Below are 23224 nucleotides of genomic sequence, written 5' to 3'. Positions count from 1 at the left end.
CTCCAAAGAGAATTCTAATTTATTTTGAGGTGATACGCATGGAATTTCAACATGAAAAAGAGCGGATCTTTGCCTTGGACGAGAGCGGAAAGCTGATTGCCGAGGTGACCTTTCCCACGATGGACGGTGTTGCCACCATCGACCACACCTTTGTAGACGATTCCCTGCGGGGCCAGGGGGTGGCCGGGCAGCTGCTGCGGGCCGCCACGGAGCAGCTCCGCGCGGATGGCGTGCAGATCAGGCCTACCTGTTCTTATGCCGTCCGGTGGTTTGGCGAACACCCCGAGAACGGGGATCTCCTTTTAGGACGGGACTGAGTTGCTCTTGAAGATCCGACGTCTCCGGTTTGACCGGGGCGTCGGATTTTTTAACAATTTTTTCATGGGGCATAGTGAATTGCCCGCCGGGGGATACTGAGAGCGGAATTGTCCGGAGAAAAAGGAGTGTATCAACACATGGAAGAGGAAGAAGAACTTCTGCAATATATTTACAAGTCCGCCGACATGGGCTGCGAGGGGATCAGGACGGTACTGGACTATGTGGAGGACGAGAAGCTGAAAAAGACGCTGCGGGAGCAGCTGGGAACCTATCAAAATTTGGAACAGGAGGCAGGGCGGCTTCTGGAAGAACGGGGGAAAGAGGCTGGCGGTGTGGGTCCGGTGGCCCGGGCATCCACCGAGGTGCTGTCGGCAGGAAAGCTGCTGATGGATCACTCCGCTTCTAAAATAGCGGAAATGACCATCCAGGGAAACAACATGGGTATCAGCAAGACCTTACAGCACATCCACGATTACCACGGCGGCGGTCCGGCCAAGGATCTGGCGCAGCGGCTGCTCTCCGCGGAGGAAGCGGGCGTGGAGCAGCTCAAGCCTTTTTTATGAGGGAAAAATGAAGATGGAAACTTACAGCGATCAATACGCGCCGCTGGGAGACGACCCCAGAGCGGAGGCCTATTTCAACAGCCTTCCCGGTTTTATCCAGGCGCAGATCAACAGCCGGAAGCATCGGCCTGCCACTTATGAAGAGATGGTCCGGGCTGCGGAAGAGGCACGCAAGGCATTTTGAACAGGGAAGCAGCGGGGGGAACAACTGGGAGGACCGGTGTTCTGCCCCGCTGTTGTATTGTTCTTGCGCTCCCTGTTTGACTGTGCTATGATAAAGAAAACATCGGACAAATTAAAAAAATAGGGAGCGAACGATGTGTACACAAAAGAGACCTTGGAGGCCCTGAAGCGGGCGGAGCGGACATTTGTGTTTGAAAAATTCGATCTGGAGGATGCCCACACGTTGGGGGAGCGCCTTTGGAGAGACGGGCAGACAGAGTCCAAACCCATCGCCATTCGGATCGTTCTGGATGACCTTATCGTCTACCAGGCATTCCTGCCCGGGACCGGTGAGGACAATAACGGCTGGATGGGCCGCAAATGTGCCACCGTGAACCGGACCCACCATTGTTCCCTGACGGCGGGCGTGGAGCGGGAACTTTTCGGAGCCCGGGAGGTTTGGCAGAACGACGAGGAGCACTACGCCTTCAAGGGAGGAGCTTTCCCCATCGTGGTGAAGGGGGAATACCGGGGGATCATCACTATTTCCGGCCTGCCCCATCTTCAGGACCACCGGCGACTGACACAGACGCTGGCTGAGTTCCTGGGCAAGGAGCCGATCCTCATTCCGGTGGAGGAGTAAAGGTCATACTAATTCGATGAAACAGGGCACATCCCACTGTATTGGGATGTGCCCTGTTTTTGGTCAGACCACCTGAAACAGATAGAATTTTAAATAGCCGGTCTCGGGGACACCCCAGAGAATGGGGTGGTCGGGGGCCTGCTGCCGGGCCTCGATCTGCCGCAGCTGTACGCCGGCATCCCGGGCGGCGGCGGCCACCACACCAACAAAGCGGTGATCCTCCATGAAGTGGGAACAGGAACAGGTGGCCAGGTAGCCGCCCCGGGGGAGCAGCTTCATGGCCCGGTAGTTGATCTCCTTGTAGCCACGGGCCGCCTGATCGGCAGTGCGGCGGGACTTGGTGAAGGCGGGCGGGTCCAGGATGATGAAGTCGTAGTCCCGGCATTTTTCCGCGGCCAGCCGGGGGAGCAGGTCGAAGACGTCGGCAGCCATGCAGGTCATCCGGCTGTCCAGCCCGTTGAGAACGGAATTTTGACGGGCCATTTCCACCGCGGCTTCCGACACATCTACGGCGGTGACGTGCTCTGCGCCGCCCAAGGCGGCGTTGAGAGCGAAGGAGCCGGTGTGGGTGAAGCAGTCCAGCACCCGCTTGCCCCGGGCCAACCGGGCCACCGCCTGACGGTTGTACTTTTGGTCCAGGAAAAAGCCGGTCTTTTGTCCGTTTTCAAAGTCCACCCGGTAGGTGACGCCGTTTTCCACGATCTGGGTAACGGTTTCGGCGGGAAGCGCTTCCCCGGAGAGGGGGAAGAAGCCCTTGCCCTGGGCCAGACCCTCCTTGTCCCGGAGCGTCTCATCGTTGCGCTCGTAGAGGCAGCGAATCTTTTGCCCGTCTTCCCGGAGGGCCTGCACCAGCAGGGGGAAGAGCCGGGCCTTGCGCTGTTCCATGCCGAAGGAGAGGGTCTGAACCACCAGCACATCCCCAAAGCGGTCCACCGTGAGTCCCGGCAGAGAATCCGCCTCGCCAAAGACTGCCCGGCAGCAGGTCAGCTCTTCGGGGCGCAGCACGCTCTTCCGGTAGGCCCAGGCGTAGCGGAACCGGCGCAGCCAGAAGGCGTCGTCAAAGACGTCGTTGGCGTTGCGGGAGAGGAGCCGCACCCGGATGAGGGAGCAAAGGCTCAAAAGCCCCGCGCCCAGCCAGTTTCCCTTTTCTCCCAGCACGTCCACGATGCAGCCGTTTTCCGCGCCGGCGGGGCAGGAGAGAACCTCGCCCTCGTAGACCCAGGGGTGGCCGCTTTCCAGGGCGCGCTGGCCCTTCTTGGTGATGGTGACAATGGGGTAGTTCCGCTGTTGCTTCATCTTTGTCTCACTCCGTGGTGTAGTTGTCGAAGTAGCCCTGGATGTGGACGATGGGGGTTCCTTTGTCGCCGGAACCGGAGGTCAGGTCGCACAGGGAACCGATGAGGTCGGTGAGGCGGCGTGGGGTGGTGCCCTCGGAGGCCATCTGGCCCTTCAGGTCCCCGTCCTTCTTGCGGATGGCCCCGGAAATGGCGTCCCGGAGGTCGGCTCCGGAGAGGTCGGCAAAGTCGTTGTCGGCCAGATACTTGAGCTTGAGTTCGTTGGGGGTGCCCTCCAGCCCGGCGGTGTAGGCGGGGGAGACCACCGGGTCTGCCAGCTCCCAGATCTTGCCCACCGGGTCCTTGAAGGCTCCGTCGCCGTAGACCATGACCTCCACATGCTTCCCGGTCTCCTCCAGGAACCGGGACTGGATCTTCTCCACCAGGGCCTTGGGGTTCCGGGGGAAGAGTTTTACCTTCTCCTCGGTGGCCTTGTTGGAGCCCAGCAGTCCGTAAGACTCATTGCAGCCGCTGCCGTTCACCGGCGCGGTGAGAATGTCGTCCAGACCCAGGACGCGCTCGGCCCCGGCGGCCTTCAGTAGCCGCTTGGAGCGGGCGCGGGAGTGGATGTCGCAGGTGAGCACATCCTTGGTGTAGGGGAGGACGGCCCGGGGGTCGTTGGCGAAAAGGATTTCCACCTCGGCCCCGCTCTCCCGGATCAGATTTTCGTAGTATTCCACATAGTCCACGCCGGTGAAAGGGTGCTTCTCATAGCCGAACAGGGCGCGGTAGCGCTCCAAGGTGAGTACGTCGGTGTATGGGTTCACGCCCTTGGCATCCAGATCGTCCAGGGAGATGAGGTGGTTGCCAACCTCGTCGGAGGGATAGGACAGGACCAGAACCACCTTCCCGCAGCCCTTGGCAATGCCCTTGAGGCACACGGCAAAGCGGTTGCGGCTCAGGATGGGAAAGAGCACGCCCACGGTGCCGCCGCCCAGCTTGGCGCGGACGTCGGCGGCAATGTCGTCCACGGTGGCATAGTTGCCCTGAGCCCGGGCTACGATGGCCTCGGTCATGGCGACGATATCCCGGTCGCGAAGCTCGTAGCCGCCCTCCCGGGCGGCATCCAGGACGGACTGGGTGACGATGGCGGCGAGGTCGTCTCCCTCGCGGATAATGGGGGCGCGGACACCCCGGGATACGGTTCCGATGGTCCGGTTCATGAAACGCACTTCCTTATGGTTGGTTTATCAGACGGAACTCGTCTGTACGCATATGCTTCATTATTATAAAGGAGAGAGGGGAAAATGTAAATAAAAAGGATGGGCCGCACGAATATTTGTGAAAAAACCGCGCCGCCGCAATCACGTTGCGGCGGCGCGGGGGATGGATCAGTGCAGGTCGATGATCTCGTGGCGCTTGGGGCCGGTGGAGACGATCTTGATGGGAACCTCCAGCTCCTTTTCGAGGAACTTCACATAGTCCTGGGCCTCCCGGGGCAGCTTGCCGAACTCGGTGACGCCCCGAACATCGCTCTTCCAGCCGGGGAGAGTGGTATATACCGGCTTGGCCCGGTCCAGCTGAGCGGAGACGGGGAAGTCCCGGAGGATCTGGCCGTCCACCTCATAGCCCACACAGACCTTGATCTCATCCAGGTAGCCCAGGCAGTCGATGGCGGTGAGGGCGATCTCGGTGGCGCCCTGAACCATCGCGCCGTAACGGCTGGCCACGGCGTCGTACCAGCCCACCCGGCGGGGACGGCCGGTGGTGGCGCCGAACTCGCCCTTGTCGCCGCCCCGGCGACGCAGCTCGTCGGCCTCAGGGCCGAACAGCTCGGAGACAAAAGCGCCCGCGCCCACAGAGGAGGAGTAGGCCTTGGACACGCATACCACGTCCTGGAAGGCCGTGGGAGGCACGCCGCCGCCCACGCAGCCGAAGCCGGCCAGAGTGTGGGAGGAGGTGGTGAAGGGATAGATGCCCAGATCCGGGTCCTTCATAGAGCCCAGTTGACCCTCCAGCAGGACGGTCTTGCCTGCCTTGAGAGCCTGGTGGACAAAGGTGACGGTGTCGCCCACAAAGGGGGCGATGGACTCCCGATAGCCCATGAGCTGATCGAAGATGGCCTTGGGCTCCAGAGGATCCTTGCGGTAGAGGTGGACCCACAGCACATTTTTCAGCTCACACACATGCTCCAGCCGCTCCATGAGCCGGGCTTCGTCAAAGAGGTCGGCGATCTGGATGCCGATCTTGGCATACTTGTCCGAGTAGAAGGGGGCGATGCCCGATTTGGTGGAGCCGAACGCCTTGCCGGCCAGCCGCTCCTCCTCATAGGTGTCCTGCAGGACGTGATAGGGCATCAGCACCTGGGTCCGCCGGTCCACGATCACATGGGGGACGGGGACGCCGCCGTCCTCCAACTGCTTGAGCTCGGAGAGGAATTTGGGGATGTCCAGTGCCACACCGGTGCCGATGATGTTGGTGGTGTGGGGGTAGAACACGCCGGAGGGGAGCTGGTGCAGGGCAAATCTGCCGTAATCGCAGATGATGGTATGTCCCGCGTTGGCCCCGCCCTGAAAGCGGATGACTACGTCGGACTTCTCCGCCAGCAGATCGGTGATCTTACCCTTTCCCTCGTCGCCCCAGTTGGCGCCCACGATCGCTTTCACCATTTTCGTTACCTCCATGTCCGGGATTCGCAACCCGAGGCGGGTTTGCCTTTTCCGGGACGCTATAACGAATGATTTTATATATCATTATTATAGTTCAATCTGCGTTGGGACGCAAGAATTTTTTGCGCGGGGGACGGCTTCCCCGTTTAAAATGTGTTGACAGTTTTCCCGGCGGCACATATAATATGGGGTAATCTCTTTGCACTGCATTACATTCCCAAAGCGGGATGCGAGATCACCAGTACAAACTGAGCAGGCGATGCCCGGAAGGGCGTGGGGCCGGGCCGCCCAGCGAGCGGCAGCAGAGTGTGTTTGAGGCACCTGCGGGACAGTGGTATGTTCCGCAGGTGTCTTTTTTACCCTTGCGGAGCGGTGAACCCTCACTGGAGTGCCATAGGAGAAATCAAGACACTGCCGCCATCTGCGGCAGGAAACGGAGGATTCTTTTATGACGGAAACCACCCAGCGAACCGGCCTCACCACGGCCGAAGCCAGACAGCGGCAGCAGCAGTACGGGAAAAATGAACTGACGCCTCAGAAGAAGGAGAATTTTTTGAAAAAAATTCTTCATGTTCTCCGTGAGCCCATGTTCCTTTTGCTCCTTCTTGCCGCTGCCATTTATTTTGTCCTCGGGGAGCCGAGGGACGGGGCCATCATGCTCGTTTTCGTGGTGGGCATCATCACCATCGACGTGGTCCAGGAATGGAAGACCGACCAGACCCTCAATGCCCTCAAGGACCTGTCGGCCCCCCGTGTTACGGTTCTCCGGGATGGAACGGAGCAGGAGATCGCCAGCGCCGACTTGGTGCCGGGGGATCTCATGATGATCTGTGAGGGGATCAAAGTCCCGGCGGACGGCGTGGTGCTGCGCTGTGCCGATCTGTGCGTGGATGAGTCCTCCCTCACCGGCGAGGCCGAGGGAGTGTGGAAGGTGCCCGCGGATACTGTCCAAGAACAGAAGGATTACTGGCGCAGGGATTATTGCTACGCCGGGACCCTGGTGACCCAGGGGACGGCGCTGGTGGAGGTAGACCGGATCGGCGCGGCCACCGAGTACGGCAAGATCGGCCTTGGGGTGGCCTCGGCTCCTCGGGAGGACACCCCTCTGCAAAGGCAGACGGGGAAGCTGGTCCGGACCTGCGCGGTCATTGCCGGGGTGCTGTTTGTCCTGGTGGGGGCCTTTACCTGGAGGAACCTTCCCGACCATCGGTTTGCCGACCGGCTGATTGAGAGCGTGCTCTCCGGCGTGACATTGGACATGGCCATGATCCCGGAGGAATTCCCGGTGATTTTGACCGTGTTCCTGTCCATGGGGGCCTGGCGTCTGGCCCGGAAGAACTCTCTGGTGCGCCGGCTGCCCAGCGTGGAGACGCTGGGGGCGGTCTCGGTGCTCTGTGTGGATAAGACGGGTACCATCACAATGAACCAGATGACGGTGCAGGAGCTCTGGACGGCGTCCGGCACAGAACGGGATCTGGTGGAGACCATGGGCCTGGGCTGCGAGACCGAGGCCTACGACCCCATGGAAAAAGCTATGCTCCGCTGCTGTGAAGAACACGGGATCACCCGGGAAAGCCTGTTTGAAAACAAGTTTGTGACAGAATACGCCTTCACCAATGAGCTGAAAATGATGGGCCACGTCTGGCGGAAGGGCGATGGACTGGTGATTGCCGCCAAGGGCAGTCCCGAGCGCATTTTGACCATCTGTGAGCTGACGGACGCGGAACGCGCCGCCGCCGAGACACAGGTCAACGCCCTGTCCTCCGGAGGCCTGCGGGTCATTGCCGTCGCCGCCGCCCGGCCTGAAAGTGAGGCGGCCATCCCGGCCGCCCTCACCGACTGCCGCCTGACGCTGCTGGGGCTGGTGGGCCTTGCCGATCCACCCCGGGAGAGCGTGAAGGACGACATCGCCGTCTGTAACCGGGCGGGGATCCGGGTGGTCATGATCACCGGCGACAACGGCGTCACCGCGTCCGCCATTGCAAAGAAAATCGGCATCCCCGGCAGCGGCCACATGATCACCGGCGAGGCATTGGAGGCGATGACCGACGAGGAGCTGCGAAAAGCGGTTCAGACCGTCTCCATCTTCTCCCGGGTGATCCCGGAGCACAAGATGCGCATTGTGAAGGCGTTCAAGGAGAACGGAGAGATTGTGGCCATGACCGGCGACGGCGTCAACGACGCGCCCGCCCTCAAATACGCGGACATCGGCATCGCCATGGGCAAGCGTGGCAGCGAGGTTTCCCGGGAGGCCGCCGATCTCATTCTGATGGATGACAACTTCACCACCATTGTGGAGACCGTCCGGGACGGGCGGCGGATCTACGACAACATCCGCAAGGCGGTGGGCTATGTGTTCACCATCCACATCCCCATCGCCCTGTCCTCTCTGCTGGCACCCTTCCTTGGCATTGCCCCCACCGCGCTCTTTCTTCTGCCCCTCCATGTGGTGCTGCTGGAGGTGCTCATCGACCCCACCTGCTCCATCGTCCTGGAGCGTCAGCCTGCCGAGCGGGACATTATGGCCCGCCGCCCCAGGAATCCGCAGGAGAAGCTGCTTACGGCGGGGCTGCTGGGCAAGAGCGTGCTCCAGGGTCTGACGGTGTTTGCGGCCTCCTTTGGAGCGTACTTTATCACCCTGGCGGGGAAGGCGGACAACGCTCCCACGGCCCGGGCCGTGGGGCTGGCCGTCATCATGCTGGCCAATCTGTTTCTGGTACTACAGGTCAACAGCTCAGACCGGGATCTCGCCGTGCGCTCCATCGCCCGGCTGGCGAAGGACGGGGTCATGTGGGCCGTCAACCTGGGGACGCTGGCGCTGCTGGGCCTGATCCTCTATACGCCCCTGTCGGTCTATCTGAAGCTTTCCCCCCTCACCGGCGGGCAGGCGCTCACTGCGCTGGCACTGGCAGCCGGGTCCGTACTCTGGTATGAGCTGGTCAAGATCATCCGGATGTGTGTCCGGCGGTCCTGAGTCGGCCCGAGGGAAGAAATTGGAACAAAATTGCCGTGGATTGGGGGTTCCTTTCCCGGCAAACCTTGTCATTCCCGAATGATTGTGCTACAATATATCGTCAAGCTGTGCGCTTTTCGGGAGAAAAGGAGCGTTTTGCTTCCCGTCATCCCGGGAAAAAAGCGAAAAACCGGCGGCTGAGTGCTGTGAAAAGACCGCCGGGCATAGAGATGTTGATAGATTGCAGCTAAATTTGGGAGGTCTGTCCCTTGAAAATCGTCGTATTGGCCGGCGGCCTGTCGCCGGAACGCAACGTGTCCCGCTCCTCCGGGACCAAGATCGCGGAGGCCCTTCGGAGCTTGGGCCATCAGGCGGCCCTGGTGGATCTGTTCTTCGGGCTGGAGGATTATCCCGGGCTGACCGGGGAGGAACTCTACGCCGCTCCGGTTCCGGAAAGCTGGCGGCAGGTGGACCGGACCGCCCCTGATCTCTCCGCGGTGCGGGCCAGCCGCCGCTGGGAAGGGAAGGGCGACTTCGGCCCCGGAGTGCTGGAGCTGTGCCAGGGCGCGGACATCGTGTTCCTGGCCCTCCACGGCCAGTGCGGGGAGGACGGCCGGATCCAGGCCGCCTTCGACCTGCTGGATATTCCCTATACCGGCTCGGGCTACCTGGGCAGCGCCATCGCCATGGATAAGGACATGACCAAGCGCCTGGTGGCCGAGCGGGTGGACACTCCCGCGTGGAGCTGCGCTGAGTACACCGAAAAGGACGTGGACCGGCTCACCAGCAAGACACCGGTGCCCTGTGTGGTCAAGCCGGTGGACTCCGGCTCCTCCATCGGTGTGTCCATTGCCCACGACAGGAAGGAACTCCACGAAGCCCTCACCGACGGCCTGCGCTTCGGCGGCCGGTGCGTGCTGGAGCGGTATGTCTCCGGCCGGGAGATCCAGGTGGGCGTACTGGACGGAAAGGCTCTGCCTGCCATCGAGATCATCCCCAAAACGGGCTTCTACGATTATGAGAACAAATATCAGCCCGGCGCGGCAGAGGAAGTCTGCCCCGCCCCCATCACCCCGGAGCAGGCCGCAGACGTGGCCCGCCGGGCCGAAGCGGTGTACGAGGCGCTGGGCCTGACGGTCTACTCCCGGGCCGACTTCATCCTGGACGGCGAGGGGACGTTCTGGTTCCTGGAGATCAACACTCTTCCGGGCATGACGCCCACCAGCCTCATGCCCCAGGAGGCGGCGGCGGTTGGGATCGATTACCCCACGCTCTGTCAGCGCATCATCGACTCTTCGCTGCGCCAGCGGCGAAAACCCTGAAGGAGGCCGTTCACCCATGGAAGCTCTGACCATTCGGGAAATTCTGGAGGCGGTCCACGGCCGCCTGCTGGGGGATTTTTCTGATCTGGAGGCCGCCGTTACCCGGGTGGAGACCGACAGCCGGACCATCAGCCCCGGCGCCCTCTTTCTGCCCCTCAACGGGGAGCGGTTCGACGGCCACGCCTATATCAACGCCGCCCTGGAGGCGGGGGCCGCGGGCTGCCTGACTCAGCGGGAGCGGGAGAGCTATCTGCCCGGCAAATTTTATATCAAAGTGGACTCCACCCACCGGGCCCTCCGGGACCTGGCGGTGTGGTACAAGGCGCGGTTCGACATCCCCGTGGTGGCCATCACCGGCAGCGTGGGAAAGACCACCACCAAAGACATGGTGGCCGCCGTTCTCAGCGAGAAGTTTCAGGTCCTCAAGACCGAGGGAAACAAGAATAACGACATCGGCCTGCCCCTGACCCTGCTGCGGCTGGAGAAAAAGCACCAGATTGCAGTGCTGGAGCTGGGGATGAACCATGCCGGAGAGCTGGACTATCTCTCCGGCATCGCCCAGCCCGACGTGGTGCTCATCACCAATATCGGAGACTCCCATATCGAAAACTTCGGCAGCCGGGAGAAGATCTTCGAGGCCAAGTGCGAGATCTTCCACCACGCCAAGCAGGGGGCCTGTGCCGTGCTCAACGGCGATGACCCCCTGCTGGCCACTCTCCGGGGCAAGACCCCGGGGGACGCGGTGTTCTGTGGATCGGGGGCGGGGCTGAACTACCGGGCCAGCGATTTGGAGAGCGACTGGCGGAGCCAGGTGAGCTGCCGGGTGGACACCCCCAGGGGATTCTGCCGAATGGATATCCCCGCCCTGGGGGAGCATATGATCTATCCCACCCTCATGGCCGCCGCCGTGGGAGAGCGCTTCGGCATGACCCTGGAGGAGATCGCCGCCGGAGTGCGGAATTTCGCCCCCACCAAGATGCGGATGAACATTTTGAACCGGGGGGAAAACATCACCATTCTGGACGACGCCTACAACGCCAACCCCCAGTCCATGCGGGCGGCCATCGAGGTGCTGGACGGCTATACCGGGGATTACAAGGTGGCGGTGCTGGGGGACATGTTCGAGCTGGGGCCTTTGGCCTCGGCGCTCCACGCCGGCGTGGGCGAATTCCTGGGCCGCAGCCATGTGGACTGCCTGGTGGCGGTGGGAGAGCTGGCCCGGGGCATCTATGACGCCGCGGCGGCCTCGGATGTGCCCGAGTGTCACTACTGCGCCACCAAGGAGGAGGCTCTCCCCGTCCTGGCGGGACTGCTGCGCCCCGGCACCACCGTGCTGGTCAAGGCGTCGAGAGGGATGGCTTTTGAGAGCATCACCGGCTATTTGAAGGAAATCACAAAAGAGCAGTGAAAAGGGGTTTCTCCGGGCAGGGACTTTTCACGTTTCGCGTCATCGAGAGGACACTATGATCGACATATCTGTCTCCGGCCTCAGCAAGGAGTTTGAGGTCGGTAAGAAAATACTGGATGGGCTCACCTTTCAGGTGGACCAGGGAGAGCGGGTGGGCTTGCTGGGCCGCAACGGCGCCGGAAAGACCACCCTCTTCCGGATCCTGACGGGGGAACTGGAGCCCGACGAGGGCGAGGCCCGCGTCGCCCCCGGCAAGGGGGTGGGGCTGATTTCCCAGATCCCCGTCTATCCGCCGGAGTATACGGTGGAGGACGTGCTGGGCACCGCCTTCGACCATCTGCGGGCGATGGAAGAAGAATTGACCCGGCTGGCCGAGGATATGGAGCACGCCGACGCAGCGGCCCTGAGGCGTTACGATGCCCTGAGCGCCGCCTTCGAGTCCGGGGGCGGGTACGACCGGGAGATCAATCTCAACAAGGTCTGCAACGGCCTGGAACTCTCTCCGGCCATGCGTCGGCAAATGTTCAGCGCGCTTTCCGGCGGGGAAAAGACCCGGGTCAACCTGGCCCGCCTCATCCTCCGGGACACCGAGATCCTGCTGCTGGACGAGCCCACCAACCACCTGGACCTCCATGCCACCGAATGGCTGGAGGACTATCTCTCCCACTACAAGGGAACGGTCCTGGCCATCTCCCACGACCGGTGGTTCCTGGACCGGGTGGTCACCCGGTGTGTGGAGATCCAGGACGGCAGGGCGGAATTTTATTCCGGCAATTACAGCTTTTATGTGGAGGAGAAGGAGCGCCGCTTCCAGGAGAAGCTGAAGCAGTACGAAAAGGAACAGGCCAAGGTGGAGCAGCTCCAGGCCGCCGCCGAAAAGCTGCGCCTGTGGGCCTTCCTGGGCAACGACAAGCTCTACAAGCGGGCCTTCTCCATGGAAAAACGCATCGGCCGGCTCCAGACCACCGACCGGCCGACCAAGGAGCGCAAGCTCTCCGTGGGCTTTGGGGAGCGGGAGTTCCGGGGGGATGAGGTGCTGGTGACCAAGGACCTGGGGATGGCCTTCGACGGGCGCACCCTCTTTTCGGGGGTCGATCTGGAGGTGACGGGGGGAGAGCGTATCGCCCTGCTGGGGGACAACGGCACGGGCAAGTCCACCTTCGTCAAGCTCCTGCTGGGGGAGCTGGAGCCCACCGAGGGGAAGCTCCGCTTCGGCCCCACGGTGCGGGTGGGCTATCTGCCCCAGATGGTGACCTTCGACCACCCGGAGCGCAATTTGGTGGACACTCTTCTCTGGGAGCTCAACTGCACGCCCCAGGAAGCCCGGGACAGGCTGGCCGCCTTCAACTTTCGGGGAGAGGACGTCTTGAAAGAGGTGTCCACCCTCTCCGGCGGGGAGCGCAGCCGCCTGAAGCTGTGCATGCTCATGTCCCAGCAGATCAACCTGTTGATTTTGGACGAGCCCACCAACCACCTGGATGTGGACAGCCGGGACTGGATCGAGGGGGCGGTGTCCCGGTACGAGGGGAATCTGCTCTTTGTCTCCCATGACCGGTATTTTATCAACCAGTTTGCCGGGCGGGTATGGATGCTGGAAAATCAGAAGATCAGCGATTTTCGGGGGACCTATCAGGAATATCTGGCCTGGAAGGACCGCCAGAAGGCCTTTGCCAAGGGCACGCCGCCTCCGGCGAGGGAGGAGCCCAAAAAGGAAAAGCCCCGGCGCAGCGGCGGGACCAAGGAGCTGGAGAAGCAGGTCAACGCCGCCGAGCGGGCGGTGGCCCGGGCCGAAGAGCGGCAGTACGAGCTGGCCCAGCGGGCCGAGGAGGTCGCCTCCAACTATCTGGAGCTGCAAAAGGTCTGCGAGGAGCAGAAGGCGCTGGAGGAGGAGATCGCCCACCTCTACACCCGATGGGAAGCATTGGCCGCCGAGCTGGAGGAGGCGAGGGGATGAAAATGTGGGACGGCCGGAGCGGCTATTCCGGCAGGCACCGCGGCCTGCGCGGCGCGCTGCTGCTTCTGCTGGCTGCGGCGATCCTCTTTTTTGCCGCTGTGGAGACCGGTATCGTTGTTCACGGCAGGACACGGATGAGCAAAACGCCGGAGATCCTGGTGATCTTCGGCTGCAAGGTGGAATCGTGGGGGCCGTCCGTGCTGCTGCGGGATCGGCTTGATACGGCATTGGAGTATCTGGACGGCCACCCGGGCGTCACTGTGGTGGTCACCGGAGGCAAGGGAGACGACGAGCGCCAGTCCGAGGCCCAGTGTATGTACGACTACCTCACCGCCCACGGAGTGGACGGGGAGACGATCTTGATGGAGGATGCCTCCCGCAACACCTGGCAGAACGTGAACTACACCCTGGACCTGTTGGCCGGCAAGGGGTATTCCACGGACGGCACCGTGGCGGCGGTGTCCAGTGGATTTCATTTACAGCGGATCGAGATGCTGTGGGAGCGCGCCGGAGGCGGGACTCTGGCGGGCACACTGGCGGCGCCTGTGTCCCACAAGCCCTCCGCCGTGCAGATGTTCTTCCGGGAGCCGCTGGCCCTGGTGAAATCTTTCGTTTTTGACCGATAAAAGGGGATATTATGCTGGATAAGCTGAAAACCATTGAACAGCGCTATCAGGAGGTGGAGGCCCGGCTGGCCGACCCCGCCACCTACGGCGACCCCGCCCTGGCGGCCAGGCTCAACAAGGAGCGGGCCGAGCTGGCCCCGCTGATGGAGGCCTACCGGGACTGCGAAAAAGCCCGGGCCGAGCTGGCCGAGGCGGAGAGCCTGCTCTCCGACCCGGAGCTGGGGGAGATAGCCCGGGAGGAGTACGCCGCCGCCAGGGAGGCGCTGCCCGCGCTGGAGGATAAGCTGAAGATCCTGCTGCTCCCCCGGGACCCCAACGACGGCAAAAACGTCATCGTGGAGATCCGGGCAGGGGTGGGGGGGGAGGAGGCCGCCCTCTTTGCCGCCTCGCTCTACCGGATGTACGCCATGTACGCGGAGGCCAGGCGCTGGGGCGTAGAGGTGGACAGCGTCAGCGAGACCGAGCTTGGCGGGATCAAGGAGATCTGCTTTACCATCCAGGGGGATGGGGCCTTCTCCCGGCTGAAATTTGAAAGCGGCGTCCACCGGGTCCAGCGGGTGCCCGAGACCGAGTCCGGCGGGCGGGTCCACACCTCCACCGCCACGGTGGCGGTGCTGCCCGAGATGGAAGAGGTGGATGTCAAGCTGGATCCCGCCGACATCGAGATGCAGGTGTTCCGCTCCTCCGGCGCGGGGGGGCAGCACATCAACAAGACCTCCTCCGCCGTCCGGCTCATCCACAAGCCCAGCGGCATGGTGGTGGAGTGCCAGCAGGAGCGCAGCCAGTTCCAGAATCGGGAGAAGGCCATGCGCATCCTGGCCTCCCGGCTCTACGAGCAGGAGCGGGAGCGGGTGGAGGGCGCCCACGCGGCCCAGCGCCGGAGCCAGGTGGGCTCCGGGATGCGCAACGAGCGGGTGCGGACCTACAACTTTCCCCAGGGGAGGCTCACCGACCACCGGGTGGGATTGACCCTCTACAAGCTGGACGCGGTGATGAACGGCGACCTGGATGAGATCCTGGACGCGCTCATCACGGCCGACCAGGCCGAGCGGCTGGAGCGGGAGACCCAGTGAGGGAAACCTTCCTTCCGGAACGGCGAATGAAACGAAACAATGAAAAGGGAGACAGAAGAACGATGGAACTGCGCATTGATTTTCCGGAACTGCCCGGAGAGATGGACCTGGCGGCGCTGCGGCGCGGCCTGGACGAGGTGCTGGAGGACGACGGCTGGCTGCTGGCCTCCGGGCAGGAAGGGGAGCGCGGCTTTGTGGAGCTGGAGCTGGAGGATGAGAAGATCAACCCCAAGTACGGCATCATGGCGGTGAAGGCCTATCTCCAGCGGGCCGGGTTTGACCCCAAGACCACCATCGAGCTGGCGGGGACGCCGGTGGGTATCTACGAATAAGAGAGATCAGGTGACAACCATGGAAACCAAGCGTCTGACCCCGGCCGACGCCTCCGACGCGGCCCGGGTGATCCGGTGCGGCGGGCTGCTGGGCATTCCCACAGAGACCGTTTACGGCCTGGGGGCCAACGGGCTGGACCCGGCGGCGGTGGGGCGGATTTTTACGGCCAAGGGCCGCCCCCAGGACAATCCCCTCATCCTGCACATCCCCTCCGCCGACTGGCTGGGGCGCTTCTGCGAGGATATCCCGCCCCAGGCCAAAACGCTGGCCGACCGCTTCTGGCCGGGGCCGCTGACCATGATCCTGAAGCGGAAGGCCATCGTCCCGGACGCCGCCACCGCGGGGCTGGACACGGTGGGGATGCGCTGTCCCGACTGCGCCGTTACCCGGGAGATCATCGCCCTGGCCGACGTGCCGGTGGCCGCCCCCTCGGGCAACACCTCCGGCCGCCCCAGCCCCACCACGGCGGCGGCCATGCTGGAGGATATGGATGGAAAGATCCAGGCCATCGTGGACGCGGGCCCCTGCGCGGTGGGGGTGGAGTCCACCATCGTCGACCTCACCGTGACCCCGCCCCGGCTTCTCCGCCCCGGCGGGGTGACATTGGAGGAGCTGGAGGACGCCCTGGGGGAGGTGGCGGTGGATGAGGCTGTCCGCCGCCTCATGGCCCCCGGAGAACACCCCAAAGCCCCCGGCATGAAGTACCGCCACTACGCCCCCAAGGCCCCTGTCACCGTGGTGAAGGGGGATCCGGACGAGACGGCGGGCTACATCGCAGCCCGGATGGGGGAGGCCAGCGGCGTCATCTGTTTTGACGAGTACCGGGGGTATTTCCGGGGCCATCCGGTGGAGACCATCGGCCCGGCGGCCGATCAGGCGGAGCAGGCCCGGCGCATTTTCGACGCCCTGCGGGCCTTTGACCATTTGCCGGTGACCGACATCTGGGCCCAGTCCCCCGACGACAGCGGCATCGGGTTGGCGGTGACCAACCGCCTGAACAAGGCGGCCGGATTCCACATTATCGAACTGGGGTGAGTCAAGTGCAGATCAGAACAGCCACACTGGAGGACCTGGACCGGGTGAGCGAGGTGGAGGCGCGCTGCTTTCCGCCGGCGGAGGCGGCCACCCGGGCGGAGTTCCGGGAGCGGCTGGCCTGTTATCCCGGCCACTTCTGGCTGCTGGAGGAAGAGGGGCGTCTGGTCAGCTTTGTCAACGGAATGGTCACCGATGAGCCCCACCTCACCGATGAGATGTACGCCCGGGCCATGCTCCACCGGGAAAGCGGAGCGTGGCAGATGATCTTTGGCGTCAACACCCTGCCGGAGTTCCGGCGGCGGGGCCTGGCCGGACTACTGCTGCGCCGGGCCATTTCGGACGCCCGGGCGCAGGGGCGCAAGGGGCTGGTTCTGACCTGCAAAGAGGCGCTGGTGTCTTATTACGGCGGCTTCGGCTTTGTGGACGAGGGACTGTCTCCCTCGGAGCACGGGGGCGCAGTCTGGCATGAGATGCGATTGACCTTTTGAGCTGAGGAAACGGGCAACCGGCTTCGAAGAGGGGCGGACCCTAAAAAATAGAGAATGGGAGTGGCATGCATGTCCGTACTGACGGCGGGTCTCAGCCGGGATGAGGCCCTGAAACTGTTGAAAACTTACAATTCCGACCCCTTCCATCTCCGCCACGGGCTGACGGTCAGCGCGGTGATGGAGTGGATGGCGGGGGACCTGGGCCGCGCCGATGAGGCGGAGTTCTGGGCTCTGGTCGGGCTGCTCCATGATGTGGACTTTGAGCAGTGGCCCGAGGAGCACTGCGTCAAGGCGGCGGAGCTGCTGGGGGACGCCGGATGCACCCCGGAGTTCATCCACGCCGTGGCCTGTCACGGCTGGGGCATGACGGGCACTGACGCCAGGCCCGAGGCGGAGATGGAGAAGGTGCTCTTCGCCTGCGACGAGCTCACCGGGCTCATCGGCGCCGCGGCGCTGATGCGGCCCTCCAAGTCCACCAGGGATATGGAGCTCAAGAGCTTGAAAAAGAAGTTCAAGGACCGGAAATTTGCCGCCGGCTGCTCCCGGGACACCATCGCCCAGGGGGCCGAACTGCTGGGCTGGGAACTGGACGCCCTGCTGGAAAAGACCCTGAAGGCCATGCAGGAGAGCGAAGACGCCATCGAGGCGGCGGTGGCCGCCAACACCTGATGGCCGCCCTGCTGGGGGCCCTGACCCTTCTTGCGCTGGCGGGGCTTGACTGGAAGGGGAAGATCAGTCTGACCCACCCCGTAGGACTGATCGTGACGGGCGTTCTCTATTTGACGGCGGTGGTCTACGCAGCGGCCCTGGTTCTGGCGGCGTTGGTGGAGACGGCAGGTGGAACGCCCCGCCTGAGTACGTGGGTGGGGGCGGGGGTTCTGGCCCTTGTCGGAAACCTGTTCGCGCTCTATGTCGTGGGGAAGGCCCACCTGTGCCCGCTGGGCCGAAAGAAAGGCGGAACGTCGGACAAAGCGGCCCGGCTTCTGGCCGACGGACTGGCTCTGGGCCTGCCGCTGCAAATATTGTTGATTGGGGGATATGCGGCGGCATCTCTAGCCCTTCAGCAGGTATTTGAGGGGCCGTTTTGGATGGTTCCTCTTTATCCTCTGGCGGTGGCGGCGCTCTGGCCCATGTGCCATTTGGTGTTCCACGTGGCACTGGTGGCCTGGATGCTGGACCCGGTCATCCTGCTGGCCGCCTGGGTCATCGGCCTGTTCTGGACCGCACAGTCTCTCTTTCTGCTCCACGGCGTCCTGCGGAGCGCGGCGGTTCAAAGGACGTCCCCGGGGAAAACGGTACTGTGGGGGATCCTCTGCTTTTTCCCCGTGGTGAATCTGATCCTGGCGGCTGCCATTCGAAAAGCGCTGAAAACAGCAGGTAAGGAGGCAGCGGTGTGAGAAAGAGCGTCTGGAAGCTGCTGCTGTCCCTGGTGCCTCCGGCGGTGGGCTGGCTCTTCAACGCCTCCATTCTGGTCTGGAGCGAGATCCCCCTGCTGAGCGGCCTCGTTTGGTACGGCCTGCCGCTGGCCGAGCTGTTCTTCTGGTATCAGGCGGGGCGGAAGTGCCGGGCCAAGGCGCTGGGGTATCTGCCCTCCCTGGCGCTGACCCACTGGGTGGTGGCGGCCGAGGCGGCGGTCTACCTGTGGCAGTTCCTCTTTGTGAGCAGTGAGGCGCGGAGCGCGGCGCTGGCGGGCTTCAGCCAGATGTTCAACATCTTTGTGATCTATACCGCCCGGCTTGCCCCGCTGTTCGAGACCCGGCCCAACTACTTTGGCCAGGCCACCTTCCTGGGGATGGAGCTGATGGGGCTCGTCCTGCTGGCCGCGGCCTTTTCCGCGGGATACCTATGGCCGCCGAAGGAGCTGAACGAGTGAAGATTTTTGGCATTACCGGCCCCACGGGGGCGGGAAAGACCACGGCGCTGAACGCCCTGCGGGCTTTGGGAGCCGAGGTGCTGGACGCCGACGCCGTGTATCACGGACTGCTTTTGGAGAACGAAGGCATGAAAGAGGCCCTGGTGTCTGCCTTCGGGACGGATATTTTGGCCGAACAGGGCAAAATAGACCGGCGGAAGCTGGCCGGAGCGGTCTATCCGGACCGGCTGGGAGAGCTCAATGAGCTTACCCACCCCTACATCATGGCTGAGCTGGACCGGCGGATCGAGCTGGCCCGGCGGGAAGGGCGGCCCGCCGCCGCCATCGATGCCATTGCCCTTGTGGAAAGCGGTGCGGGGGAAAAGTGTGACGCGGTGGTGTCTGTGCTGGCCCCGGAGCCGCTGCGGGTCAAGCGTATTATGGCCCGGGACGGGATTGACGAGGCCTATGCCCTTCGCCGGGTCCGGGCCCAGCCCTCCGATGAATTTTTCCGCAGCCACAGCGACTATGTGCTGGAAAACACCGAAATGGACACCCCGGAGACCTTTGCCTCCCGGGCAAAGGTGCTCTTTGAGCAGCTCCTGTGACAGCCCGGGTCGGAGAATTTTCCTTCCGCAGTAGAAATGTTCATAATTGCATGCTATTTTGGAGACAGTGAAATTGACAAGGAGGTAATTGTCATGGAAGAAAAGGAAAAGACCCCTGCCCAGCTCCGCCGGGAGGCTCTGCTGGACGATCGAAAGAACGGCTACGACCGGCTCACCCCCGAGGACGAGGCGGCCATGCAGTCCTACTGTGAGGAGTATAAGAAGTTCCTGGATGCCGCCAAGACCGAGCGGGAGGCGGTGGACGAGGTGGTACGGCTGGCCCAGGCCAAGGGATTTGTGCCCTTCACCCGGGGCATGTCCGCCAACCCCGGCGACAAGTTCTACCGGGTAAACCGGGGCAAGGCCATCATGCTGGCCGTCATTGGAGACAAGCCCCTGGCCGACGGCGTGTCCATCGGCGCGGCCCACATCGACTCCCCACGCCTGGATCTGAAGCCCGAGCCTCTCTATGAGGACAGTGAGATGGCCTTCCTCAAGACCCACTACTACGGCGGAATTCGGAAGTATCAGTGGGTGACCATCCCTCTGGAGCTCCACGGCGTCATCGTGAAGAAGGACGGCTCCACCGTGAAGGTGGCCATCGGCACCTGCCCGGGAGATCCCCTGTTCACCGTGGACGACCTGCTTCCCCACCTGGGGGCCGAGCAGTCCAAGAAGCCCCTGGGAGAGGCCATCCCCGGCGAGAGCCTGAATATTCTGGTGGGCTCCCGTCCCTTCAAGGATGACGACGGCTCGGATCGGGTGAAGCTGGCCATTCTGGATATCCTCAATCAGAAGTACGGCCTGGTGGAGGCCGACTTTATCTCCGCTGAGCTGGAGGCCGTGCCCGCCTTCCGGGCCAGCGACATCGGCTTTGACCGCTCCCTCATCGGGGCCTACGGCCAGGACGACCGGGTGTGCGCCTATGCCTCCCTGGCGGCCCTGCTGGAGACCGAGCGCCCCGCCCACACTGCGGTGTGCATGCTGGCGGACAAGGAGGAGATCGGCTCTGAGGGTGTGTCCGGCATGAAGTCCGCGGCCTTCGACACCTTTATGAGCGATCTCTGCGACGCCCAGCGGGTGGCGCTGAAGGTCTGCTACGAGCACTCCTTCTGTCTCTCTTCCGACGTGACGGCAGCTTACGATCCCAACTTCGCTTCGGTCTACGACAAGTACAACGCCGCCCGGGTGAACTACGGCATGGGCTTCTGCAAATACACCGGTGCGCGGGGCAAGTCGGGCGCGTCCGACGCTTCCGCCGAGGTGGTTGGCTTTGTCCGCCGCACCCTGGACGACGCCGGAGTGATCTGGCAGATGTCCGAGCTGGGCGCGGTGGACGCCGGCGGCGGCGGTACCGTGGCGGTCTATATGGCCGAGCGGGACATCGACACGCTGGACGCGGGCGTGCCTGTGCTGAGCATGCACTCTCCCTTTGAGACCACCGGAAAGCTGGACTGCTACATGACCTACAAGGGCATGAAGGCGGTCTATCAGGCCCACTGAGCCTGCCTGGAAATCCCGCCTCCCGTTTTGGGGGGCGGGATTTCAGCCTGTCGAAAAAGCCTCGCAGAGTTTCGCGCCCGCAGGCGCGAAAGCGGTGGGATCCGTTTTCTGCCGCGGCGTGTACGTGGCAGAAAACACATTTCGGCCCGTAAGTGTGCGCATGGTCCGCCAAAGGCGACCATGCGTGCGCGCGACGGGCTGCATCCTGCTCGGAAAAGTGGCGAAGCCACTTTTTCGACAGCCTCAAATCCCGTCTCCCGTTTGAGGGGGCGGGATTTTCTTTCGTTGCCAGGCGTCGAAAAATGTGATATGATACCATATCATAATCTGGAATCAGGGAGGAACCTCCATGAGTGAGACAGAGTTGCAGTTCCGCACGGCGGCGTTCGGCGGATTCCAAAAGCAGGATGTGCTGGCCTATCTGGAGACCAGCGCCAGGGACCACGCTGAGAAGCTCTCCGCCCTTCAGCGGGAGCTGGAGGAGGCCCGACAGGCCCGGGCCGGCGCCGAGGCGCAGGCGGCGGAGCGGGAGGAGAAGCTGAGCGCTCTGGAGGAGGAGAACCGCCGGCTGGCGGCCGATCTGGCCGCCCGGTCTGAGACCCTTGCCCGGGAGAGCGCTCAGCGCGCTGAGCTGGCGGGGCAGGTGGAGGCGCTCAATGGGGAGATCCGGAAGCTCACCCCTGCCGCCGCGGCTTACGCCGGGCTGAAGGACCGCACCGCCGGGATCGAGCTGGAGGCCCACAGCCGGGCCCAGGCCATCGAGGCGGAGGCCAAGGCCAAGGTCAAGCAGACCAAGGCGGAGCTGGAGAGCTGGCTCGATCAGCTCCAAAAGGCCTATGACGGCCTGCGTGCCGATTTGAACGCGTCGGTGGAACAGGTGTCCGGAGAGCTGGAGCAGGCGGCTCGGACGCTGAAGGGCCGTCCGGCCGAGCTGGCGGCCCGGGATGCGGAACTGAAGGCCCTGCGGGAGAGCCTGGGAAAGCTGACCGGACCCAAGGCCCCCCAGCCCCTTCCTTTGGAGCGCAGATGAGCGGCGAGGTGAAGCGCCTGGAGAGCGGCGGCCTCCGCCAGGCGATGGGAACCCTGCGGGCCGGAGACCGGGTGCTCCTCTCCGGGGTGATCTACACGGCCCGGGACGCCGCCCACAAGCGATTTTTTGAGCTGCTGGACCGGGGCGAGTCCCTGCCGATCCCGCTGCGGGACGCGGTGATCTATTACGCCGGACCCACCCCCGGACAGCAGGGAATGGCGGTGGGAGCCTGCGGTCCCACCACCTCCGGCCGGATGGACGCCTTTGCCCCCCGGCTGCTGGACTTGGGGCTGGCGGCCATGATCGGCAAGGGAGAGCGGAGCCCGGCAGTGGCGGAGGCCATCGTCCGCAACGGCGCGGCCTACTTTGCCGCAGTGGGGGGGGCGGGGGCCCTCATTGCCAGGTGTATCCGCTCGGCGGAGGTGGTGGCCTTCGATGAGCTGGGCTGTGAGTCGGTGAAAAAGATGGTGGTGGAGGATCTGCCCCTCACCGTAGCCATCGACGCCCAGGGGAACGACCTCTATCGGATCGGCCGGAAGCAGTACCGGCGTTGAGGAAAAAATTCTTGCGAGAAAGCACGAAGTGTGGTATAAATAATGTTTGAAAGACCGCACAATTGAATCTGGGGGGGCCGGGGCAACCGGCTGAGATTTGGGCTGATACCGCCCATGACCCATGGAACCTGTTGGGTAATGCCATCGTAGGGAGAGTCGCGCGGATTTGTTTTTGCGCATAAAAGTCGCTCAGCGAAGGCTGTGCGGCTTTTATTTTTTGCAAGGAGGAAAACAAGCGTGAAAACAAAGAAGCAATGGGAACTCAAGGACGTCATCCTGATGGCCATTCTGGGGGTGGTGTTCTCGGCGGTGTATCTGGCGGTGTTTCAGGGCGGCCTGGTGCTGTCCACCGCACTGACCCCGCTGGGACTGTCCAACTTCGCCTTTGAGCTCATCTACGGAGTGTGGTTCATGGCCGCCACTCTGGCCGCCTATCTCATCCGCAAACCCGGCGTGGCCCTCATTACCGAGGTGCTGGCCGCCGCGGTGGAGCTGCTCATGGGCAACGCCGGGGGCCTGACCGTGGTGCTTACCGGCGTCATCCAGGGACTGGGAGCCGAGCTTGCCTTCGCCCTGTTCCGTTACAAAAAGTGGGATCTGGGCTCCATGTCCCTGGCGGGGATTTTCTCCGCGGTGTTCATCTTCTGCTATGAGCTCTACTACCTCAGTTACTATCTGCTCTCTCCCGCCCTCCTGGCGGCCCAGCTGGCCGTGCGCTTTCTCAGCGCGGTGCTCTTCTCCGGGGTGCTCTGCAAACTGGTGGGCGACGCCCTGGCCCGCACCGGTGCAGTAAAGAGCTATGCCATTGGAGCCACCGCCCGGATCGGGACCATCTACGATGAGGAGGACTCATAAT

24 protein-coding genes and 2 riboswitches are annotated in these 23224 nt (G+C 63.3%); of the genes, 21 read left to right on the top strand and 3 right to left on the bottom strand.

Annotation, left to right across the window (positions count from 1 at the left end; genetic code table 11):
* The first annotated feature begins 38 nt into the window (after positions 1–38).
* From ACQRD3_RS06560 to ACQRD3_RS06545, 4 genes are all read left to right on the top strand, one after another.
* A complete protein-coding gene (locus tag ACQRD3_RS06560; RefSeq protein ID WP_080907854.1) occupies positions 39–317 on the top strand; it encodes a GNAT family N-acetyltransferase in 279 nt (92 codons plus the stop codon).
* Between the two features lie 138 nt (positions 318–455).
* Positions 456–881, top strand: a complete 426-nt coding sequence (locus ACQRD3_RS06555; protein ID WP_080907855.1) for a hypothetical protein — start codon at positions 456–458, stop codon at positions 879–881.
* A gap of 7 nt (positions 882–888) precedes the next feature.
* On the top strand, positions 889–1065 hold the full coding sequence (locus ACQRD3_RS06550; protein WP_427780528.1) for a hypothetical protein: 177 nt from the start codon (positions 889–891) through the stop codon (positions 1063–1065).
* A 135-nt stretch (positions 1066–1200) separates the two neighbouring features.
* On the top strand, positions 1201–1686 hold the full coding sequence (locus tag ACQRD3_RS06545; RefSeq protein ID WP_080907856.1) for a heme-binding protein: 486 nt from the start codon (positions 1201–1203) through the stop codon (positions 1684–1686).
* 63 nt (positions 1687–1749) lie between these two features.
* Here the strand turns inward: ACQRD3_RS06545 and ACQRD3_RS06540 are convergent, their stop codons facing one another.
* From ACQRD3_RS06540 to ACQRD3_RS06530, 3 genes are all read right to left on the bottom strand, one after another.
* A complete protein-coding gene (locus ACQRD3_RS06540; protein ID WP_427780526.1) occupies positions 1750–2982 on the bottom strand; it encodes a class I SAM-dependent rRNA methyltransferase in 1233 nt (410 codons plus the stop codon).
* Between the two features lie 7 nt (positions 2983–2989).
* Complete coding sequence (locus ACQRD3_RS06535; protein ID WP_080907858.1) at positions 2990–4183, bottom strand: coenzyme F420-0:L-glutamate ligase; 1194 nt, start codon at positions 4181–4183, stop codon at positions 2990–2992.
* A 168-nt stretch (positions 4184–4351) separates the two neighbouring features.
* Positions 4352–5629, bottom strand: a complete 1278-nt coding sequence (locus ACQRD3_RS06530; protein ID WP_427780547.1) for an adenylosuccinate synthase — start codon at positions 5627–5629, stop codon at positions 4352–4354.
* A 238-nt stretch (positions 5630–5867) separates the two neighbouring features.
* Positions 5868–5963: riboswitch (NiCo riboswitch) on the top strand.
* Between the two features lie 114 nt (positions 5964–6077).
* On the opposite strand from ACQRD3_RS06530, the gene ACQRD3_RS06525 reads away from it, so the two are divergent.
* From ACQRD3_RS06525 to ACQRD3_RS06445, 17 genes are all read left to right on the top strand, one after another.
* Positions 6078–8603 carry a cation-translocating P-type ATPase gene (locus ACQRD3_RS06525; protein WP_427780524.1) on the top strand — a complete coding sequence of 842 codons (2526 nt, stop codon included), beginning with the start codon at positions 6078–6080 and terminating at the stop codon, positions 8601–8603.
* 248 nt (positions 8604–8851) lie between these two features.
* Entirely contained in the window at positions 8852–9904 is a 1053-nt protein-coding gene (locus ACQRD3_RS06520) for a D-alanine--D-alanine ligase (protein ID WP_080907861.1), read from the top strand.
* A 16-nt stretch (positions 9905–9920) separates the two neighbouring features.
* A complete protein-coding gene (locus ACQRD3_RS06515; protein ID WP_080907862.1) occupies positions 9921–11312 on the top strand; it encodes a UDP-N-acetylmuramoyl-tripeptide--D-alanyl-D-alanine ligase in 1392 nt (463 codons plus the stop codon).
* Positions 11313–11367: 55 nt separating this feature from the next.
* Positions 11368–13266 (top strand): ribosomal protection-like ABC-F family protein, encoded by a 1899-nt coding sequence (gene abc-f, locus ACQRD3_RS06510; protein WP_080907863.1) that lies wholly within the window; start codon positions 11368–11370, stop codon positions 13264–13266.
* The gene (locus ACQRD3_RS06505) at positions 13263–13892 is read left to right on the top strand and encodes a YdcF family protein (RefSeq protein WP_080907864.1); all 630 of its coding nucleotides are present in this window, start codon (positions 13263–13265) and stop codon (positions 13890–13892) included. Before abc-f ends, ACQRD3_RS06505 begins: the two co-directional genes overlap by 4 nt.
* 11 nt (positions 13893–13903) lie before the next feature.
* Complete coding sequence (gene prfA / locus ACQRD3_RS06500) at positions 13904–14965, top strand: peptide chain release factor 1 (RefSeq protein WP_427780521.1); 1062 nt, start codon at positions 13904–13906, stop codon at positions 14963–14965.
* A gap of 26 nt (positions 14966–14991) precedes the next feature.
* Positions 14992–15297, top strand: a complete 306-nt coding sequence (locus tag ACQRD3_RS06495) for a hypothetical protein (RefSeq protein WP_427780519.1) — start codon at positions 14992–14994, stop codon at positions 15295–15297.
* A 19-nt stretch (positions 15298–15316) separates the two neighbouring features.
* A complete protein-coding gene (locus tag ACQRD3_RS06490; RefSeq protein ID WP_427780545.1) occupies positions 15317–16333 on the top strand; it encodes an L-threonylcarbamoyladenylate synthase in 1017 nt (338 codons plus the stop codon).
* A gap of 5 nt (positions 16334–16338) precedes the next feature.
* Entirely contained in the window at positions 16339–16821 is a 483-nt protein-coding gene (locus ACQRD3_RS06485) for a GNAT family N-acetyltransferase (RefSeq protein ID WP_427780517.1), read from the top strand.
* Between the two features lie 69 nt (positions 16822–16890).
* Positions 16891–17490 carry a hydrolase gene (locus tag ACQRD3_RS06480; protein ID WP_080907868.1) on the top strand — a complete coding sequence of 200 codons (600 nt, stop codon included), beginning with the start codon at positions 16891–16893 and terminating at the stop codon, positions 17488–17490.
* Positions 17490–18218 carry a hypothetical protein gene (locus tag ACQRD3_RS06475; RefSeq protein ID WP_080907869.1) on the top strand — a complete coding sequence of 243 codons (729 nt, stop codon included), beginning with the start codon at positions 17490–17492 and terminating at the stop codon, positions 18216–18218. Before ACQRD3_RS06480 ends, ACQRD3_RS06475 begins: the two co-directional genes overlap by 1 nt.
* On the top strand, positions 18215–18694 hold the full coding sequence (locus ACQRD3_RS06470; protein ID WP_427780516.1) for a hypothetical protein: 480 nt from the start codon (positions 18215–18217) through the stop codon (positions 18692–18694). The genes ACQRD3_RS06475 and ACQRD3_RS06470 overlap by 4 nt, the downstream gene beginning before the upstream one ends.
* A complete protein-coding gene (gene coaE / locus ACQRD3_RS06465) occupies positions 18691–19281 on the top strand; it encodes a dephospho-CoA kinase (RefSeq protein ID WP_427780514.1) in 591 nt (196 codons plus the stop codon). Before ACQRD3_RS06470 ends, coaE begins: the two co-directional genes overlap by 4 nt.
* Before the next feature lie 93 nt (positions 19282–19374).
* Complete coding sequence (locus tag ACQRD3_RS06460) at positions 19375–20784, top strand: aminopeptidase (protein ID WP_427780512.1); 1410 nt, start codon at positions 19375–19377, stop codon at positions 20782–20784.
* 349 nt (positions 20785–21133) lie between these two features.
* Positions 21134–21814: a hypothetical protein gene (locus ACQRD3_RS06455; RefSeq protein ID WP_427780510.1), complete on the top strand. Its 681-nt coding sequence runs from the start codon at positions 21134–21136 to the stop codon at positions 21812–21814.
* The gene (locus ACQRD3_RS06450; RefSeq protein ID WP_080907874.1) at positions 21811–22368 is read left to right on the top strand and encodes a Fe-S-containing hydro-lyase; all 558 of its coding nucleotides are present in this window, start codon (positions 21811–21813) and stop codon (positions 22366–22368) included. The genes ACQRD3_RS06455 and ACQRD3_RS06450 overlap by 4 nt, the downstream gene beginning before the upstream one ends.
* Positions 22369–22428: 60 nt before the next feature.
* Positions 22429–22539, top strand: a riboswitch (TPP riboswitch).
* A gap of 66 nt (positions 22540–22605) precedes the next feature.
* Positions 22606–23223 (top strand): ECF transporter S component, encoded by a 618-nt coding sequence (locus tag ACQRD3_RS06445; RefSeq protein WP_427780507.1) that lies wholly within the window; start codon positions 22606–22608, stop codon positions 23221–23223.
* The last annotated feature ends 1 nt before the right edge of the window (position 23224 follow it).

The sequence above is a fragment of the Candidatus Pseudoscillospira sp. SGI.172 genome (assembly GCF_050313575.1).
In the GTDB taxonomy this organism is placed as follows: Bacteria; Bacillota; Clostridia; order Oscillospirales; family Oscillospiraceae; genus Vermiculatibacterium.
This window is presented reverse-complemented; position numbering and strand designations above follow the sequence as displayed.